Annotated in this window: 21 protein-coding genes; 12 read left to right on the forward strand and 9 right to left on the reverse strand. The window is 64.4% G+C overall.

Features of this window, described 5'->3' with window-relative positions:
• Window positions 1-130 precede the first annotated feature (130 nt).
• The 8 genes from MNR01_RS01805 to MNR01_RS01835 form a co-directional block, all read right to left on the reverse strand.
• Window positions 131-1,456, reverse strand: coding sequence for a HAMP domain-containing sensor histidine kinase (locus MNR01_RS01805; RefSeq protein ID WP_241919282.1), 1,326 nt, complete (start codon window positions 1,454-1,456; stop codon window positions 131-133).
• Window positions 1,453-2,193 carry a response regulator gene (locus tag MNR01_RS01810; RefSeq protein ID WP_241919283.1) on the reverse strand — a complete coding sequence of 247 codons (741 nt, stop codon included), beginning with the start codon at window positions 2,191-2,193 and terminating at the stop codon, window positions 1,453-1,455. Before MNR01_RS01810 ends, MNR01_RS01805 begins: the two co-directional genes overlap by 4 nt.
• A 77-nt stretch (window positions 2,194-2,270) precedes the next feature.
• A complete protein-coding gene (locus MNR01_RS01815; RefSeq protein ID WP_241919284.1) occupies window positions 2,271-2,819 on the reverse strand; it encodes a thioredoxin family protein in 549 nt (182 codons plus the stop codon).
• Window positions 2,820-2,821: 2 nt separating this feature from the next.
• Window positions 2,822-3,544: a cytochrome c biogenesis CcdA family protein gene (locus MNR01_RS01820; RefSeq protein WP_241919285.1), complete on the reverse strand. Its 723-nt coding sequence runs from the start codon at window positions 3,542-3,544 to the stop codon at window positions 2,822-2,824.
• A gap of 3 nt (window positions 3,545-3,547) precedes the next feature.
• A complete protein-coding gene (locus MNR01_RS17450) occupies window positions 3,548-3,679 on the reverse strand; it encodes a hypothetical protein (RefSeq protein WP_256451857.1) in 132 nt (43 codons plus the stop codon).
• 274 nt (window positions 3,680-3,953) lie between these two features.
• Window positions 3,954-4,373: an organic hydroperoxide resistance protein gene (locus tag MNR01_RS01825; protein WP_241919286.1), complete on the reverse strand. Its 420-nt coding sequence runs from the start codon at window positions 4,371-4,373 to the stop codon at window positions 3,954-3,956.
• 184 nt (window positions 4,374-4,557) lie between these two features.
• Window positions 4,558-4,890, reverse strand: a complete 333-nt coding sequence (locus tag MNR01_RS01830; RefSeq protein WP_241919287.1) for a hypothetical protein — start codon at window positions 4,888-4,890, stop codon at window positions 4,558-4,560.
• Window positions 4,891-4,962: 72 nt separating this feature from the next.
• Window positions 4,963-5,535, reverse strand: a complete 573-nt coding sequence (locus tag MNR01_RS01835; RefSeq protein ID WP_241919288.1) for a TetR/AcrR family transcriptional regulator — start codon at window positions 5,533-5,535, stop codon at window positions 4,963-4,965.
• Between the two features lie 178 nt (window positions 5,536-5,713).
• On the opposite strand from MNR01_RS01835, the gene MNR01_RS01840 reads away from it, so the two are divergent.
• The 12 genes from MNR01_RS01840 to MNR01_RS01895 all read left to right on the forward strand — a co-directional run bounded on the left by MNR01_RS01840 (window position 5,714) and on the right by MNR01_RS01895 (window position 16,381).
• Window positions 5,714-6,232 (forward strand): DUF2975 domain-containing protein, encoded by a 519-nt coding sequence (locus tag MNR01_RS01840; protein ID WP_241919289.1) that lies wholly within the window; start codon window positions 5,714-5,716, stop codon window positions 6,230-6,232.
• A gap of 1 nt (window position 6,233) precedes the next feature.
• A complete protein-coding gene (locus MNR01_RS01845) occupies window positions 6,234-6,488 on the forward strand; it encodes a helix-turn-helix transcriptional regulator (protein WP_241919290.1) in 255 nt (84 codons plus the stop codon).
• 91 nt (window positions 6,489-6,579) lie between these two features.
• A complete protein-coding gene (locus tag MNR01_RS01850) occupies window positions 6,580-7,467 on the forward strand; it encodes a hypothetical protein (RefSeq protein ID WP_241919291.1) in 888 nt (295 codons plus the stop codon).
• Window positions 7,468-7,638: 171 nt separating this feature from the next.
• Entirely contained in the window at window positions 7,639-8,055 is a 417-nt protein-coding gene (locus MNR01_RS01855; protein WP_241919292.1) for a DUF4124 domain-containing protein, read from the forward strand.
• Window positions 8,056-8,480: 425 nt separating this feature from the next.
• Window positions 8,481-9,131 carry a thermostable hemolysin gene (locus MNR01_RS01860; RefSeq protein ID WP_345779022.1) on the forward strand — a complete coding sequence of 217 codons (651 nt, stop codon included), beginning with the start codon at window positions 8,481-8,483 and terminating at the stop codon, window positions 9,129-9,131.
• The gene (locus MNR01_RS01865) at window positions 9,128-10,615 is read left to right on the forward strand and encodes an AMP-binding protein (RefSeq protein ID WP_256451858.1); all 1,488 of its coding nucleotides are present in this window, start codon (window positions 9,128-9,130) and stop codon (window positions 10,613-10,615) included. Before MNR01_RS01860 ends, MNR01_RS01865 begins: the two co-directional genes overlap by 4 nt.
• Complete coding sequence (locus MNR01_RS01870; RefSeq protein ID WP_241919293.1) at window positions 10,612-11,286, forward strand: iron-containing redox enzyme family protein; 675 nt, start codon at window positions 10,612-10,614, stop codon at window positions 11,284-11,286. The genes MNR01_RS01865 and MNR01_RS01870 overlap by 4 nt, the downstream gene beginning before the upstream one ends.
• Window positions 11,283-12,116, forward strand: coding sequence for an SDR family oxidoreductase (locus tag MNR01_RS01875; RefSeq protein ID WP_241919294.1), 834 nt, complete (start codon window positions 11,283-11,285; stop codon window positions 12,114-12,116). The genes MNR01_RS01870 and MNR01_RS01875 overlap by 4 nt, the downstream gene beginning before the upstream one ends.
• Window positions 12,103-12,759 (forward strand): hypothetical protein, encoded by a 657-nt coding sequence (locus MNR01_RS01880; RefSeq protein ID WP_241919295.1) that lies wholly within the window; start codon window positions 12,103-12,105, stop codon window positions 12,757-12,759. Before MNR01_RS01875 ends, MNR01_RS01880 begins: the two co-directional genes overlap by 14 nt.
• 21 nt (window positions 12,760-12,780) lie before the next feature.
• Window positions 12,781-13,461: a response regulator transcription factor gene (locus MNR01_RS01885; RefSeq protein ID WP_241919296.1), complete on the forward strand. Its 681-nt coding sequence runs from the start codon at window positions 12,781-12,783 to the stop codon at window positions 13,459-13,461.
• A 29-nt stretch (window positions 13,462-13,490) separates the two neighbouring features.
• A complete protein-coding gene (locus MNR01_RS01890; protein ID WP_241919297.1) occupies window positions 13,491-14,858 on the forward strand; it encodes an ATP-binding protein in 1,368 nt (455 codons plus the stop codon).
• Window positions 14,855-16,381: a glycosyltransferase family 39 protein gene (locus tag MNR01_RS01895; RefSeq protein WP_241919298.1), complete on the forward strand. Its 1,527-nt coding sequence runs from the start codon at window positions 14,855-14,857 to the stop codon at window positions 16,379-16,381. The genes MNR01_RS01890 and MNR01_RS01895 overlap by 4 nt, the downstream gene beginning before the upstream one ends.
• A 27-nt stretch (window positions 16,382-16,408) precedes the next feature.
• On the opposite strand, the gene MNR01_RS01900 is transcribed toward MNR01_RS01895, so the two are convergent.
• A complete protein-coding gene (locus tag MNR01_RS01900; RefSeq protein WP_241919299.1) occupies window positions 16,409-17,059 on the reverse strand; it encodes a BON domain-containing protein in 651 nt (216 codons plus the stop codon).
• Between the last annotated feature and the right edge of the window lie 96 nt (window positions 17,060-17,155).

The following is a 17,155-nucleotide window of genomic DNA, read 5'->3' on the forward strand; positions in this document are numbered from 1 at the left end:
CGACACGCAGGTCCGCGTCGATGCCTGCGTCGCGCTTCTGCCAGCGCCCACGCCGGCAAATTCGACGCAGCTTGCGGTCAGCGGCATTCAGCAGGAGTGAAGGCGCCTGATCGAAGGCGCCTGGGCTGCATCAGGCCGCCGGCAGCGTGATCGTGGCGACGAGTCCACCGCCATCGCGACCACGCAGCTGCAGGCGGGCGCCAATGGCGATGGCCAACTGCTGGGCGATGGCCAGGCCGAGTCCGGCGCCGCCGGTATCGCGGTTGCGCGACGCCTCCAGGCGGTAGAACGGCTCCATGACCGATTCAAGTTCGGCATCGGCAATACCCGGTCCGCGGTCGAGCACGCTGATGGCGACCGTGCCGTCTGCGTCAACCGTCGCGGCCACTTCCGCGGCACCGGCGTACTTCACGGCGTTGTCGATGAGGTTGCCGACGACCCGGCGCAAGGCGCGAGGTCGCGTAGTCACGGGCACGCCGGCGTGCGCGGTGACGCTGACCGACTTGCCGGTGTCCTGGTAGTCCCAGACCAGGCTGTCGAGGAACGCATCGAGGTCAACCTTGAGTGCCGGCTCGACGCCGCCGTGCGCGCTGCGCGCATAGGCGACGCCGTCGCGGACCAGGTGCTGCATCTCGTCGATATCGGCGACCAGTTTGGCGGTCGTGGGTGATTCGTCCATGGCCTCCACTCGCAGCTTCAGTCGCGTGATCGGCGTCTGCAGGTCGTGGGAGATCGCCGACAGGATCTGCAGGCGTTCCTTGAGATGCAGGGCGATCCGGTCCTGCATCGCATTGAAGGCCGACACGGCCTTGGCCACTTCGGTCGGGCCTCCTGTGGGCAGTGGCGGCCCACCGCCGGTCGGGCTCAGCGAATCGGCGGCATCCGCCAGCTGTGCCAGCGGGCGGGTGATCTGGCGCACCGCCAGCCAGGCACATGCCAGCAACAGGATCAGCTGCGCGGCCAGCACGTAGGGCAGCCAACGCGCGACCGGCATCACCGACGGCGTGAGTTCGATGGTGACGGGCGCGCCGTCGCTCAGCGCGAGGTGAACCTGCAGGCGTTCGGGGAGCATGGATGTCGTATTGCCGCGCACCGGATAGCGATCGCCCAGGACGCGGCCGATGAGGCGCGTGATTTCCCGCGCCTGCTCGGTCTCAAGTTCGCCGCCTTGCTGGCCCGGGCCGAGGATGTAGCGGTAGGTCCTGCGCTCGAACTTGGGAATCCAGGGCGGTCGCTCGGCTGCCGGCAGACGGTCGAGCATGGCGATCGACGTGGACACGTCCTTCTCGAGGTTGCCCATCATCATCGACGTCGCAGATTCGTAGCGCTCGTAGAACAGCATTCCGAACGAGAGGCCGTGGGCCACCAGCAGCCCCGTGAACAGGATCAGGTACAACCGCGACGAAATCGTCCGCGGCAACAGGCGCGACCACCCTGTAGGTTCGCTTGCGCTCATGCGCCCTCATCCAGCAGCGTGACGGGCATGCTGAAAACATAGCCCTCGCTGCGCACGGTCTTGATGTAGGCCGGTTCACGCGGATCATCCTTCAGGCGCTGGCGCAGTCGGCTGACCAGCAGATCGATCGAACGGTCGAACAACTCCGCCTCGCGGCCCTGGGTCAGGCTCAGCAACTGGTCGCGGCTCAGTACGCGTTGCGGATGGTCGAGGAACACCCGCAGCAAGCGGAACTCCGCGCCACTGAGCGCAACGGCCGTGCTCTGCGGATCGAGCAGATGGCGGGCGGTGGTGTCCAGCCGCCATTGGCCGAACTCGAGCAGGCGACTGGCCTCGGTGACCTGCAGGTTCGGCGGCAACATGCGCGTGCGACGGATCACTGCATTGATCCGCGCCAGCAACTCCCGCGGCGAGAACGGTTTGGTGACGTAGTCGTCGGCGCCCATCTCCAGCCCGATGATGCGATCGGTGGCGTCGTCGCGCGCGGTCAGCATGATGATCGGAATCGCCTTGTGCTTGCTGGCGCGCAGGTTGCGGCTCAGCACCAGGCCATCGTCACCGGGCATCATCACGTCCAGCACGATCAGGTCGATGGCGTTGGTGTCGAGAATGGCGCGCATCTCGCGGCCTTCCGCCGCCAGCGACGTGCGGAAGCCGTTCTTCTGCAGGTAATCGGCCACCATGGTGCGAATGTCGTGGTCGTCGTCGACGACCAGAATGTGATCTACGTGGTCCATGAAGCAAGTCCTGCTGGGGATGCGATCGGGAAGGCTCAGGTGCCGGCCACCGGGGCACGGCACCGTCCGCCACTGCCTTATTTTGCTTCGAGAAGGCGACGCACCTTGTCTTCGGTTTCGGCGTAATTGCCTTCGCCGAAGTGGTGATAGACCACGTGGCCTTCCCGGTCGACCAGGTACAGCGCCGGCCAATAGCGGTTGTTATACGCTTCCCAGGTTGCGTAGCCGTTGTCCTGCGCCACCGGGTACTCGATGCCGAAGCGCTTGACGGCATCCTCGACATTGCCGCGTATCTTCTCGAAGCCGTACTCCGGCGTATGCACGCCGACCACGACCAGGCCCTGGTCCTTGTAGCGCTCGTGCAGCTGCTTCACATGCGGCAGCACGTGCACGCAATTGATGCAGGAGTAGGTCCAGAAATCGACCAGGACCACCTTGCCGCGCAGCTGCGACATGGTCAGCGGAGCGCTGTTGATCCAATGGTTGATTCCCTGGAATTCCGGGGCGAGCGGGGCGGGGGAAATGCTGGTGCCCGGGACGGGGTCCGCAGCACTGGCGCCTGGCGTACAGGCGACGGCGAGCACGCTCATGCAAAGGGCGGTGAGGATGGGCTTGATCACGTTCATGGTTATAGACCTGTTGAGACTGAGGGGAGCCACTGCGTGGCCCAGGCGGAGAACAGGACGTCGTACTGGAAGAGCTGGAGCGTCGCGACGGCGATCGCGATGGCGCCGAACACACGACGGATGAGCTCCGCGCGACGATTGAGGAAGGCCAGGCGCGAGGTGATCCAATGGCCGCCATAAGCAATGGCCAGCATCGGCAGGCCCGCGCCGACGGCGTAGACGGCAAGCAGCGAGGCGGCCTTGCCCGGCGCCTGTGAACTGGCGGCCAGTGACAGCACCGAGGCCAGGATCGGACCTGCGCACGGCGTCCAGGCCAGCCCGAGCGAGGCCCCCACCAGCAGCGCGGCGACACTGCCGCTGCGGTGCGGACGGGGGCGCGAAGCGTCCGTCCTTGGAGACCGCCACTGCTGCACGCGTGCGACCAGCCAGTTGAACGGCGCCGGCCACAGGCATGCGAGGCCGGCGATCAGAAGCAACCAGATCGATCCGGTGCGGATCACCTGTTGCAGCTCACCGGACGAGGACGACAGCGCGCCGATCAGGATGCCGCTGGCGGCGAAGGTCGCCACGAAGCCGGCAATGATCAGCGCCGGTTCGAACCGGCTGCGTCCCGTGCTGGTGGCCAGCACGATGGGCAGCACCGGCAGGATGCACGGCGACAGGATGGTGGCGATGCCGGCCGCGCCCGCCAACGCGAACTCAAGCCCGACTGCATGCGCGAACATGCCTCAGCCCCCTTCCATGCCGTGGATGTGGACGACCGGGGGCGCCGGTTCCACGTCGTGGTGGCTGGCATGCGCCAGCTCCGGCGACAGGGCGGCGGCGGAGAGCAGGACGAGGGCTAGGGCATTGCGGAACATGTCGGGACCGTCGGTTGGGATCGGGATGCCATTGCATCGCCGCGGTGTATCGCGCGGGTGTCGGGCCGGGTCTGATTTGTATGCAAGGTGTGCGCGCATTGGCGAACCTACGTTTGCTTACAAAGACGCGTCGCTGACCTTGCGGCGACCTGCGCGGCTACGCCACGGGAAATCGCGTGCGTGACGCGGACAGGCGAAACGAGCCGGCCGGTGATCCGGCCGACTCTTCGCTTCAATCAGGGGCCCGCCCGGAATCGGGCGGGCAGGGCAGGGCTCAGACGAGGTTGATCGTCACGCCGATGTTGCCGCGCGTGGCCTTCGAGTACGGGCACGTCTGGTGAGCGGCTTCGACCAGTTCACGGGCGATGACCGGGTCGATGCCAGGCAGGCTGACATTGAGGCGCGCCTGCAGCTGGTAGCCGCCGTCGTTCTGGCCGAGGTCGACTTCGGTGTCGACAGCCAGCTCGGCCGGCAGCTTGATCTTCATGCCGGCGGCGGCCGAGCCGATCGCACCAATGAAGCAGGCCGACCAGCCGGCCGCGAACAACTGCTCGGGATTGGTACCTGCGCCGGACGAGCCGGGCGATGAAAGCTTGATGTCGAGGCGCCCGTCGGAACTCTGCGACGAGCCGTTGCGGCCGCCCGTGGTGTGGGTCTTGCCGGTGTAAAGCACTTTGTCGATCTGCGTGGTCATGGCGATACCTGGTAGCTGAGGGATGAGATGAGCATCGGCTTGCAGGCAACGCGTCGTACGCAAGAAGCAGGTGCAATCCGATGGGCGGTATTCTTCCCTCGCCGTGTTCGCCGGATGTGTCAGGTATCGGCCGTCATGCAAGCTTGTGTGGCAGTGATGCGCGACGACACAGTTCGATACAAACTCAGATTCCCGTCGAACGCGGACGTTGCGGTTCGCGTGCCTGGTGGACGGTCGCCAGCACCATCGTGCGCGGCCTTTCGTTCACCGAATCGACGTGACAGCCCGTGGCCTCTATCGCACTGACCACGTCATCGCCCCAGAACCGGCCTTCGATGCGAACGCTTCGACGCGCCAGGTCGATCTGGATGCGCGCGCCCAGATCGACCCGGAGCAGGGCACGCAGGAGCTCGCTTTCGTCTGCCCGGGCGGTGGCGAGGGTGAGTTCCAGATGTGCGTCGGGCTTGTTCGCACTGGAACGCGGCTGGACGGAGCGGGCGGCGGCGATGGTAGGCATGTGGGTATCCAGTGGGGGTGGACGGATTTCGCTGAGTGTTCACGCACTCATTAATCAGGGCAAAAAAAGGGACTAGCCGGAAGCCACGGCGCGCCAGAACGCCTCGAAACCCGCCGTGCGGTACTGCTCGGCGGCGTCGGGTTCCTTGAGCATGAAGTCCATGGTGGTTTCCGCCAGCGCGACCAGGATCGCGCCGGTGTAGGTCGGCGGATGTTCGCGCAACTGACCCTTTGCCATGCTTTCCTGCAGCATCGAATGGAAGTCAGCAAAGCCCGCGGAGGCGACCGTGCGGGTGTCTTCGGTGATGCGATCGGACACGACCAGCTGCGCCACGACCTTGCGCTTGTCGACGTTGACCAGGCCCCAGTCGACGTACGTCCGCCACACGTGGCGCGCACGCTGCTTGATGTCGGCGGCACGCGGGTAGGTGGAGAGCATGGCCTCGCGCAGCTCGCGCTTGATCTCCAGATAGAGATGGTTGAGCAGCTCGTCCTTGTTGCTGAAGTAGGTGAACAACGTGCCCTCGGCAACACCGGCAACCTTCGCGATCCGTGCCGTGGGGGCATTGATCCCGTCCTCCGCGAACACTTCGATGGCGGCGGCGAGCAGGGCGTTTCGTTTGTCTTCGCTGCGGGGACGGGCCATCGGAGGTGAGTACGAGGTTAGGTGAGTGCGTGCTCAATCATATTCCCGCGGTTTCGCTGGCGCAAGCCCTGGACGCAGGGTTGGCAGGGGAGAGGATAATCATCGTGTGACGATATGCATATTGCTGTTAAACGATGCATGACATATCGTCCAGCGGTAACAACGCAGGAGAGCCACCATGTCCCAAGCCGACTCCACGGCGCTGAGCGTCTCGCGGATCCTCCTCAAGATCCTGCGCATCCTCAACATCGGCACCGGTCTGGGCCTGGTCATTGGCTTGCCGGCCAGCTTCCTGTTCGAGCCGACGTTCTTCGAGTTCTTCAGCAAGAAGCCGCCGAGCATCGACCCGGCGATGCTTCTGCCGGCATTGCGGGTGTGGATGGTGATGGCGTTGCTGATGGTCGCGCTGGTCCATGTGCAGCTTTCACGACTGCTGTCGGTGGTTGCGACCGTTCCCGAGGATCCCTTCGTGCCCGAGAACGCGGCGCGCCTGAAGACCATCGCCTGGTGCATGTTGGGCATCGAACTGCTCAGGCTGACGTTCGGGATACTGGCCGGCACGATGAACGCTGCAGGCTCGAACATCGACTGGAAATTCTCGGCCAGCGGATGGGTGGCCGTCGTCCTGCTGTTCGTGCTGGCGCAGGTCTTCGAAGCGGGAGCGCGTATGCGCGCAGACCTGGACACGATGATCTGACATGGCCATCTTCGTAAAACTCGACGAAGTGCTGCACGACCGGCGCATGACCCTCACCGAACTGTCCGGGAAGGTCGGGATCACCCTCGCCAACCTGTCCATCCTCAAGACCGGCAAGGCGCGTGGCGTTCGCTTCGCGACGCTCGAGGCGATCTGCGAAGCGCTTGATTGCCAGCCCGCAGACCTGCTCGAGTTCCGACGCGGCGGGAAAGGCCAGCAGACGGCTCCCGACCCACCGGGCAGCGAAGAGCCGTAAACGCCGTCGCGTGCCCGGAGTAGGCTGGGCACGCATCTCAACGGCATACTGGATGCACCGCGGGGAGCGGACGGCTAGGGGGGCTTTCATCATGGGTATCAAGGCGTACGCCTTCATGGCGATGCTTGTGTTTGCGTCATCTGCCAACGCCTGCATCAATGCGGTGGGGACCGATCACACCGGACGGACGTTCATGCCGGACTGGTACACCGGCAAGGGGATGACCGACCCCATCTTTCAGCAGACCGCTCGGAACAACTGGCTTGCGGGCGCCGATCGAACCATTCGGGATGCCCGCACGGAGCCCGACTTCGGCCATCTAACCGACCTGGGCGTGCTGTTGATCTACCAGGGGCAATACGCATTGGCGGTCCGCCACTTCCTGTTTGTCGAACGACGCTTTCCGGGACGCCTGGGGACAGCCCTGGAGTTGGCTGGGCACGATGACGTGGCGTTGCGATGGATCCGCATCGGCATCCGCCGCAACCAGGCCGAGCACTACGGCTCGGAATGGCTGCATGCGCGCATCCTCCAGGCCAAGATCGCACTCGCCGCCGACCCGGCCTATCTCACCGGGCGATCGGTGGCCGGCGTGTGGTTCGAGCCGAAGCTGGTGCCTTCGCTGCCTGACAGAACGCCGGCGGGCAACAACGGCAAGCCGGTCGAGCCGTGGAAGCTCAATCAGGCATTGGCCTATCAGCTTTACGAGCGCACCCAGTTCGTGCGGCCGAAGGATCCCATCGTCGCCAATCTCCTGCTCGACTGGGCAACGTTGAACCTCGCGGGTGGCCCCATCGAGAACGCCGACGCGCTGTACGACGCCGCCGTCGCATACGGCGCACCTCGCGATGCGCTGGTGCGAAGCAGGCAGGACTACATCAAGCGAACGCTGGCGCAGGCGCCCAAGGGGAAGACGCCCACGAGCGACGATCGCTGCGCGATCTGCCAGCCGCGCCCTCTGCCGTCACCGCCGCAGTGACGGGGACGAGCCATGCACGGACTGAGGGCCAAAGCGTTGGCTGTGCTCATGGCGGGCATCGCGGCTTGCGATCATTCGGCGAAACCGGAGCGTGTGGACATCACCCGCAAACCGTTCTGCTACGCTGATCACAGTCCATAGGGGGATGGTCGCGTGCTACGACACGGAGTCGTGCTGGTCGCATTGCTGGCCAGCGGAGGCGCTTCGGCGCAGGGGGTCTACAAGTGTGTGAGCAAGGGCGGGGCGGTGAGCTATCAAAGCGATCCGTGCCCTGCGAACGCTGCTCAGCCAAAGTTCTGGTATGCGCAACCTGAGCCGCCGCCGACCTATGAGCAACTTCAGGCACGCGAGTACAAGCGTCAGCGTGACGCGGCTGAATCAGCATATCTCTCGCGACTCGCGGGCACGGATGGCCATTCGCGAGGGCAGGCGTCGGGGCATGTTGTCCAGGTGCAGCAAGGCAAGATTCCCATGGCCTGCGAAAGTGCTAAAGCCAGCCGTGAGGCCGTGTTGAAGGCCGCTGGGCTTAGTCGAACCTATGAGTTGTTGCAGGCGCTTGATGACCGCGTGCGCGAGGCGTGCAGATGATGATCTGTCCGCTTGCTATCGATTGGGGCGATGTGGGTTCTTGGGTTGAGAGCGGCGTAACACTGTTGACCGGTCTGGGCGCAGTGGCCGGGGCGATATTGAGGAAGATGCCACCGGCAGCTGCCCACGCTTGTTAGGTCCGATAAACCGCGCTTATCGGCGGTATGGCATGACACCACAGCCACCCCTTGGGCGTCTGGTCGCGCTCCAACGGGTATCCGGGCTGCCTCGCCCGTCGCTCTCGAGAGGGGCCTATGCATATTGGCGCGACCGGTGCGTTCGTTCGCTGCTGTGTGGGGGCGAGAAGATGGATGCGCCGCGAATCCTCGAGATTGTGACGACAAACGCAGTCTCAACGATTGCCTTACATCTGCCTAACAATGGCCTAATGATGGGTTAATTCGGGGGCACCAGCATGGCGTCCCATGTTGACACGCAAACTCCGACACTCAGATCCAGGCCTTCAGGTCGAGCACGTCGACGCCGGGCACCGTTCCCGAAGCGAGGTCGAGGCGTTCATTGCGCACGTCTATCGTCGTCGCTACGACGCAGATCTACGCTCCTTCCTTCCACACCTGCTGGCATTTCGCGATGGTGGTGGCGACCTGTACGCCGCGGTGGGAGTTCGATACGGCGTCGAGGGCGATCTGTTCGTCGAACAGTACCTCGACGAGCCTGCCCAGACTGCAATTTCCGCGCGGCTGTGCATTCCCGTCGAGCGCAGCGATCTGGTCGAGGTCGGAAACTTCGCCTCGCTCGCGCCAGGCGATGCGCGCACGATCATCACCCGATTGACGCAGGTGCTACACGGCGAAGGGGCTCGCTGGGTGCTGTTCGCTGCGACCAGACAGCTTCGCAACGCCTTCAACAGGCTGCATCTGCGTACGCAGATCCTCGCGCCGGCACGCCCTGATCGCCTGGGGGTCGACTGTCAGGACTGGGGTCGGTACTACGAGGCGCAGCCGCAGGTGGTGTGGGGCGACATTGCGGCCGGTCATGCCCACCTCCACGGCTGGCCCTCGCCGGCAGACATGACCGAAGTCGTGGAGCTGCACGCCTGCGGAGGGTGCGCATGAACCAGTTTGCCCCGCTCTTGTCTGGCCTTGGCAGTGGTCGGGCAAGCATACTTTCCGGCGCCGGCGAGCTGAGCGGGTCCGCAGTTCGAGACATGGCGATGCGTTACGCCCAGCGCCTCGAAGGTGAAGGCGTGAAGGTAGTGGCCAGCCGTCTCGACAACGGGCCGGACTGGTTGGCGCTGGACCTCGCAGTCCGAACGCTCGACCTTGTTCACGTCCCCCTTCCGACGTTCTTCACACCCGGTCAGATCGCCCATTCCATTGCTTCGAGCGGCGCGCAGTGCGTCGTTGCCAGTTCGGCTGACATGATCTTTGCCGCAGTCGGAGGAGAGGCCGTGCGCCTGGGCGAAGGGTTGGCGCTATGGAGGTTGCCCGCCACCAACCGCAACCTGCCCCACGGAACCGCCTGCATCACCTATACCTCGGGCACGACGGCGCAGCCAAAAGGAGTTTGCCTGTCCGGTGAATCGTTGATGACGGTAGCTGGCTCCCTGGTCGAGGCAACGCAGTCATTGGCGACGCGTCGCCACCTGTGCCTGATGCCGATGTCCACCTTGCTTGAGAATGTAGCGGGCCTCTACGCCTCATTGATGGCGAGGTCGGACATAGCCGTTCCCTCGCTGGCGGACATCGGTTACACCGGGGCATCGGGCCTGGACATCGCTCGACTGCTCGGGTGCCTCGACCGGTACCAGCCGGAAAGCGCGATCGTGCTGCCGCAACTGCTGCTGGGCCTGGTAATGGCGGCCGAACAGGGGAATCGGCTGCCGTCTTCGCTCCGCTTTCTCGCGGTAGGCGGGGGCCGGGTAGGAGTGCGCCTGCTACAGCGGGCACAAGCGGTCGGGCTGCCGGTGTATGAAGGCTATGGGCTGACCGAGTGTGCCTCGGTCGTCAGCCTGAACCGCCCCGGCGCGATGCGACCGGGAAGCGTCGGCCGACCGCTGGCGCACGCTCAGGTGCAGGTACGCGATGGCGAGATCTTCGTGGATGGAGCCCGCTGTATTGGCTATCTGGGCGAAGAAGGTCCACCGCCGGGCCCCATCGCCACCGGCGACCTGGGCCACATCGATGACGACGGCTTCGTGCACATTACGGGCCGCCGCAAGAACGTGTTCATCACCGCATATGGACGCAACGTCTCGCCGGAGTGGGTGGAGAGCGAACTGCTTCAGCACCCGCTCGTTGCGCAGGCCATCGTCTGGGGCGAAGCACGTTCGAGCAACATCGCCGTGCTCTGGCCACGACGCGCGGACGCAACCGACGCGGAGATTGCCAAGGCCCTGTCACAGGTCAACGCGGAACTCCCGGACTACGCCCGCATCGGCGCCTTCGTCCGCGCTGACGCGCCATTCACCGCGAGCGCTGGACTGCTCACCAGCAACGGCCGCGTGCGTCGCGAAGCGATCCTGCAGCGCTACTCCCGTCAGATCGCGGAACGCTACGCGCACACCGACCAGAACCTTACTGAAGAGATGCATCCATGACGTTTCACGAAAGACTGCTAGCCGAGACGCAGGCAGAACGCCTGTCCTTGCTGTCCATTCCGATCATCCAGGATGCACTGGCCGGGATCATCCAGCGCCAGGATTACGAAGCCTTCCTGCAGCAGGCCTATCACCATGTCCGCCATACGGTGCCACTGCTGATGGCGTGTGGCTCCCGCTTGCCCGCGCGCCTGGAATGGCTTCGCACGGCGGTGGGTGAGTACATCGAGGAAGAAATGGGTCATCACGAGTGGGTGCTCGATGACCTGGCCGCGTGCGGGCTGGATCGCGATGCCGCGGCGACTTCCTCGCCTTCCGCCGCAACCGAGCTGATGGTCGCGTACGCCTACGACACGATCGCGCGCGGCAATCCGGTCGGATTCTTCGGCATGGTGCTGGTTCTTGAAGGCACCAGCGTGGCTTTGGCCACGCGTGCGGCCGTTGCCATCGAATCCGGTCTCGGGCTGCCGAGAAATGCGTTCTCCTACCTGCTTTCGCATGGCGACCTTGACGTTGAACACGTGGGTTTCTTCGAGGGCCTGATGAATCGCCTGGACGATTCTGACGACCAGGCCGCCGTGATCCACGCGGCTCGGCGCTTCTATCGGCTCTACGGTGACATCTTCCGGGGGCTGCGCGCCGATACCGCGGCCAACAGGGAGGCCGCATGATCGTGCTGTCCGGGCGATGCGTTGTACTCACCGGCGCCAGCGGCGGAATTGGCGCACCTCTTGCCGGGGCACTGGTGCGCCGTGGCGCACACGTGATCGCGGTTGGCCGCCAGGCCGCAGGTCTGGAGGCGCTCGTCGACCAACATGGAGCCCGTGCAATCACTGCCCTGGCCGCCGACGTCACGGATCCGGCAGGTCGACAGCGGGTGGCCAGTGCGGCTCGGAATCACTCTGCATCGCTGCTGGTACTTGCCCACGCCCAGCCCGCATTCGGTTTGTTCGACGAACAGCCAGAGCGCCTGCTTCGGTCCGTGATCGACGCCAACCTGATCGCACCAATGCTGCTGATCCGCGACTTGATGCCGGTGCTTGCCAACCACAGGCAGGCGGCCGTGGTCGCGATCGGATCGACGCTGGGAAATCTGGCGCATCCCGGTTTCGTTGCCTACGGTGCGAGCAAGTTTGGACTGCGCGGCCTGATTGAAGGTCTCGCACGCGAACATGCCGATACCGTGGTGACCTTCCAGCACCTGGCTCCGCGCGCCACGCGCACGGCGTTCAATTCCGCCGCCGCGGAAGCGATGAATCGCGAGTTGGGGGTTACCCACGACGATCCCGCAGAAGTGGCCGAAAGGCTCGCTTGGGCCATCGAGGATGGCGAGAGGCGACTGCAGCTGGGATGGCCCGAATCGTTGTTCGTGCGCATCAACAGCCTCTGGCCTGCTCTGGTTGACAAAAGTTTGAGTAAGAAGCTCGCGATCGTGCGTCGCCACGCGAGCGCACGCAATCCCAACAAAGACCGCCTGGAGGCCACACATGATCAAGCTTGAAGCAAGACTTTTCGGCGCCGCCATGGGCTTGCTGATCGCAATCAACGCTTGGGGCGGGGAACCTGGCCCGGCGGTGACCGCGGTGCAGAAGCGGTGGGACGAGGTGATGTTCGCAATGCCCAAGCCGCAGCGGGAGCACGAGCTGGAATTGCTGGCGAGCCAGGCCGGTACCGCCCGCACCGCCAATCCGCGCGATCCGAATGCGCTGATCTGGGAGGGAATCGTGCTGTCGAGCTGGGCGGGCGAAAAGGGGGGCGTGGGTGCACTGAGCCTGGTGAAGCGCGCCCGTGCCGACTTCGAGCAGGCCATCGCCCTGGACGCCACAGCGATGGAGGGGTCCGCCTATACCAGTCTGGGTTCGCTCTACTACCAGGTGCCCGGGTGGCCTTTGGCGTTCGGGAATGACGACAAGGCGCGGGAATTGCTCCTGAAAGGGCTGAAGATCAACCCGCGCGGCATCGACGCGAACTACTTCTATGGCGATTTCCTCCGCGACCAGAAGGATTGGAAGGGAGCGGAAGCGGCTCTGACGAAGGCCGTTGGCGCGCCTCAGAGGCCCGGGCGGGAGTTGGCCGACCAGGGGCGGCGCAAGGAGGCCCAGGCGCTGCTCGGGACAGTGCGTCAGCAACTTGCCGGCCGTTGAGGACGAGGCCAGACTGCAGTCATGCGAGTGCTTCTCGTAGAAGACGATCCGTCGCTGGGCGAAGGCATCCGGACTGCGTTGCGGCGCGCGGCCTATAGCGTCGACTGGATGCAGGACGGAGTGAAGGCCTTGGCCGCCATTCGCGACGGCGGGTTTGATCTGGTGGTCCTTGATCTTGGCTTGCCCTACATGGATGGCATCGAAGTGATCCGCGCGGCGCGGCGCGCGGGTTCTTCGACGCCAATCCTGGTGCTGAGCGCTCGCGAGCGCGCATCGGATCGCACGCTCGGCCTTGACGTTGGCGCGGACGATTACCTTGGCAAGCCTTTTGACACATCCGAGTTCCTGGCGCGGGTGAGGGCGCTGATGCGGCGTAGCGCAGGTACCGGGAACCCGCTGTTGATCGTTGGGAGGCTGGAATTGGACCCGGCGCGTCTGGCGGTCAGTTGGCGGGGGCGCAACATCGATCTGCCTAGGCGCGAATTCGCCCTGCTGTGGTCGCTGATGGAGAGTCCAGGCCGCGTTGTGACGCGCGAGACGCTGCAGCAGCGGCTGTATGGCTGGGATGAGGATGTCGCCAGCAACGCCGTCGACGTGCACGTCCACCATATCCGCAAGAAGTTGCCACCGACCTTGATCCGCACCGTCCGAGGCGTAGGCTTCGCGCTGGACGAGGCTGTGGCAGCCGACGCGGCGACCTGAGGGATGCGATGACATCGATCCGGAGATTGATGCTGGTGTCGCTGATCGGGACGATGTCCGTTGTGATGGCCGTCGCCGGCTATTTCAGCTACCGGGCCGGGCTCCAGGAGGCCGGCGAGATGTTCGACGCCAAGCTCGCGCACTCGGCGCGCGTGCTGGTGAGCCTGGTTGACCAACCGCTTGACGAGCTGGTTGCCCACGGTCCCGCCGAGCCACTGACCATCAATGTCTGGCACGGCGTCGCAAAAGGCGTCGGGGATGATCTCGTGTTCCCGACTGGCCACGCATATGAAACCAAGTTGGCCTTCCAGGTCCGCGACACGTCCGGCCGCCTGCTGCTCCGCTCCGACAGTGGCCCGGACCACGCACTGGCACCGCTGCAGGCCGGCTATCGCAATGTCACCATTGACGGCCAGAACTGGCGAAGCTTCACGCTGATGGCACCGTCAGGCTACTGGTACCAGGCGGGAGAGCTGTCCGATATTCGCAGCGAGCTGGCCCAGGACATTGCCTTCGGCACGTTGTTGCCCTTGCTGATCGCTCTGCCGGTCATGGCTCTGCTGGTGTGGTTTCTGGTTACGTGGGCTCTGCGCAATGTTGTGAATCTTTCGCGCCAGATCGAACAGCGCGAGGCGGACAACCTGGCTGCACTGGACCTGCAGGCCGTCCCGAAAGAACTGCTGGGTGTGGCGCGGGCCGTCAACGGGCTGATGCAGCGCCTTGATTCGGCGATGAAGCGGGAGCGACGGTTCACGGCAGATGTGGCACACGAACTTCGAACTCCCATCTCGGCCTTGAAGGTGCACGCAGACAACGTGTGCGAGGCCCGCGATGGCGCGGAGCGGGAAGAGGCACAGCGGTTGATGCAACGAAGCGTGACGCGATTGAATCATCTGGTTTCGCAGATGCTCTCGCTCAGTCGTGTCGACGAGGGGGCGGGTCTACGGGCCAACGTCCCGGTCGACATGGACTCGCTGGTTAGCCATCAGGTGATCGAGCACCGGTCGATCGCGGCGAAGCGAGGCATCACCATCGAACTGCATTCAGTTCCGTTGCAGGTGGCCGGCGATCCCATCGCCCTGGACTCACTGGTTCGGAACGTTCTTGACAACGCGGTGCGATACACGCCAGAACACGGGAAAGTTATCGTCACCGTGTCGCCGCACGAGAGCAACGCCAGACTGGAAGTCGAGGACAGCGGCCCCGGCATTCCGCCGGAGGCCAGGCAACGCGTGTTCAACCGGTTCCACCGCGAGCTGGGCACCGGTGTCGAAGGAAACGGTCTCGGGCTCGCGATCGTGCGCAGCGTTCTGATGCTCCATCGAGGACGGGTAGAGCTTGATGCGTCGCCAGGACTGGGTGGCCTGCGCGTCATCGCCGAGATACCGCTCAGGTGATCCTGGAACGCCATGTTACCCTGCTGACATGGCGAGAGCGGATTGCCAGGGCTGCTCATTCCCGGGAAGCGTTCGTGGTGTTGCTCGCTTTGATCGTGGCGTTCGGCTTCCTGGGCGCGCGCGGGATATGGGACCCGGACGAGGGGCGATATACCAACGTCGCTCTGAACATGTTGGATAGTGGCGACTGGATCACGCCGCGGCGGCACCACGAGGTGGGGCACTGGACCAAGCCCCCCATGACCTACTGGGCTATTGCCAGCAGCGTAGCCGTTTTTGGCGCCAGTCCATGGTCTGCCCGACTCCCGTCGGCGCTGTCCTATCTGGTCTGCGTCCTGCTGGTATGGAAGATGGCGGTCCGGCTGGCGCCCGGAAGGCAGGCCGCGGCTGCGACGGTTTACGCCACCATGCTGTTCACGGTGGGGGCGTCGCAGTTCATGACGGCTGACTATCTTCTGGCGGCATTCGCCACCGCGGCGATGTGGGCTTTTGTCGAAGCCAGATTCGGTGATCCGGCCCACGGTTTGAGATGGTTGGTCCTGATGTGGATGTCCTTCGCGGCGGCCTTCCTGACCAAAGGGCCCCCCGGTCTCATGCCCTTGGCGGTAATCATCGTCTTCGACCAGTGCATGCCTGGAAGGGACCGGTTCCGTCTGTTCCGTGGCATGGGCGTCCTGCTGTTCGCAGCGCTTGCGCTTCCGTGGTACGTGGCGGTCATTCGCGGGCATCCAGGCCTTCTCGCATACTTCGTCGGCGAAGAAGTCATCAACCGGATCGCGACCAGCGAGTTCTCGCGCCATGGCCGCTGGTACGACTGGATCTGGATCTACATCCCGACGCTGTTGCTCGGAACTATCCCGTGGACGAGGTGGCTGCTACGGTGGGTCAAGGGGTTGCCGAAGGCAGTGGCCTCCTGGTGGCGGGATCCGGGGCGGCGCGCCCGAGAGGCGCCACAAGTGCTCATTTCGCTGTGGATCGCTCTTCCGCTGCTGATCTTTTGCGTGGCAAGGTCGAGGATGCCACTGTATCTACTTCCGCTCTTCACTCCGCTGGCGCTGGCGCTGGCACTGGCACTGAGAATGCCGCGGGAGTGGCAGGTAACAGCGTCCTGGCGTGCACTTGGTGCCTGGGTGCTGATTATGCTGCTCATGAAGTTCGCAGTCGCAATTTGGCCTACGCACAAGGATGCGTCCCGATGGGCCGAAGCGATACGGGCCAGGACATCAGGGCCATTGAGGGAAGTGATCTTCGTCGAGGACATGGCACGCTACGGCCTTCACCTCCATTTGGGGCCGCACACGGAAGTAGAGAAGATTGCCTTGGCACCGTATCCGCAGCAGGCCATCAACCCTGAATACGACGATCCACTGGCGCGCGAGCTGGGCGAACGGGAGGCGAATACGTTGTGGATATGCAAGCAGGAGACCTTTCCCGAGGTTCGCAGCAGAGCGATGGCATTGGGATATCAGGTCGAACCACTAGGCGAGCCATTCAACGGCAGGGTCTTCTTCACTGCGCGATAGCGTGAGCAGAAATGGGGCGGGACCGGATCAGCGAATCGTCAGGCGATCGACAACCTCGCGAACTCCGGGTGCCGACCAGGCTGCGCGTTCGGCAGCCAGGCGCTCGCTCCATGTATCGACTTCACCATCGAGGCATACCAGTCCGTCAAGGACGTCGACCCGAATCTGTCGTGCTGGAACTTCGCAGTTTCGCCTGAGCGCGTGTTCGATGCTCTTCTTGGCCCGCACCGTCTGCATGGCAGACCGATCGACTGCAATCAGAATGTTGTTGCTGATGCCAGTGATGCCGGACAGGTGCGACAGGGTGCGCTCCGCACCGTCGCGCTGGAACTGCCACCGGACCTCGCCTTTCAGCGTCACCCAGCCCCGCTGGACGATCAGTTCGATGGTGCCCGGTAGCGTGGAGTCCCACGCCAGAAGGGCACGGCCCCGTGCCAGGATCTCCTCGTCGCAAACCTGGCCATCGCCGGGGCGAACGATGATGCCTTGTACTACTGCCTTCACGCCTCTGACCCGCCAGGCGGCGCGTTCGGCGGCAAGCTTCTGGATGTAGGTGCCCACGCAGCCGGCTAGGGTTATGACGCCATTGTCGGCCTTGACGACGATGCTGTTCGTATCGATGCACCGCTCGAACGCCAGCTCCTCGTGCACTCGCTGTCGCAGTTGCTTGTCTTCCATCTTGGGTCTCCGGAACGCTGGCTCCGCCGTGCTGCCGCAAGTACATGCCCACTGGGGGTGGGCGAAGTTGATCTGGATCAGCCTTTCCGCCCGCGC

Source organism: Lysobacter sp. S4-A87 (assembly GCF_022637455.1).
GTDB lineage: Bacteria > Pseudomonadota > Gammaproteobacteria > Xanthomonadales > Xanthomonadaceae > Lysobacter_J.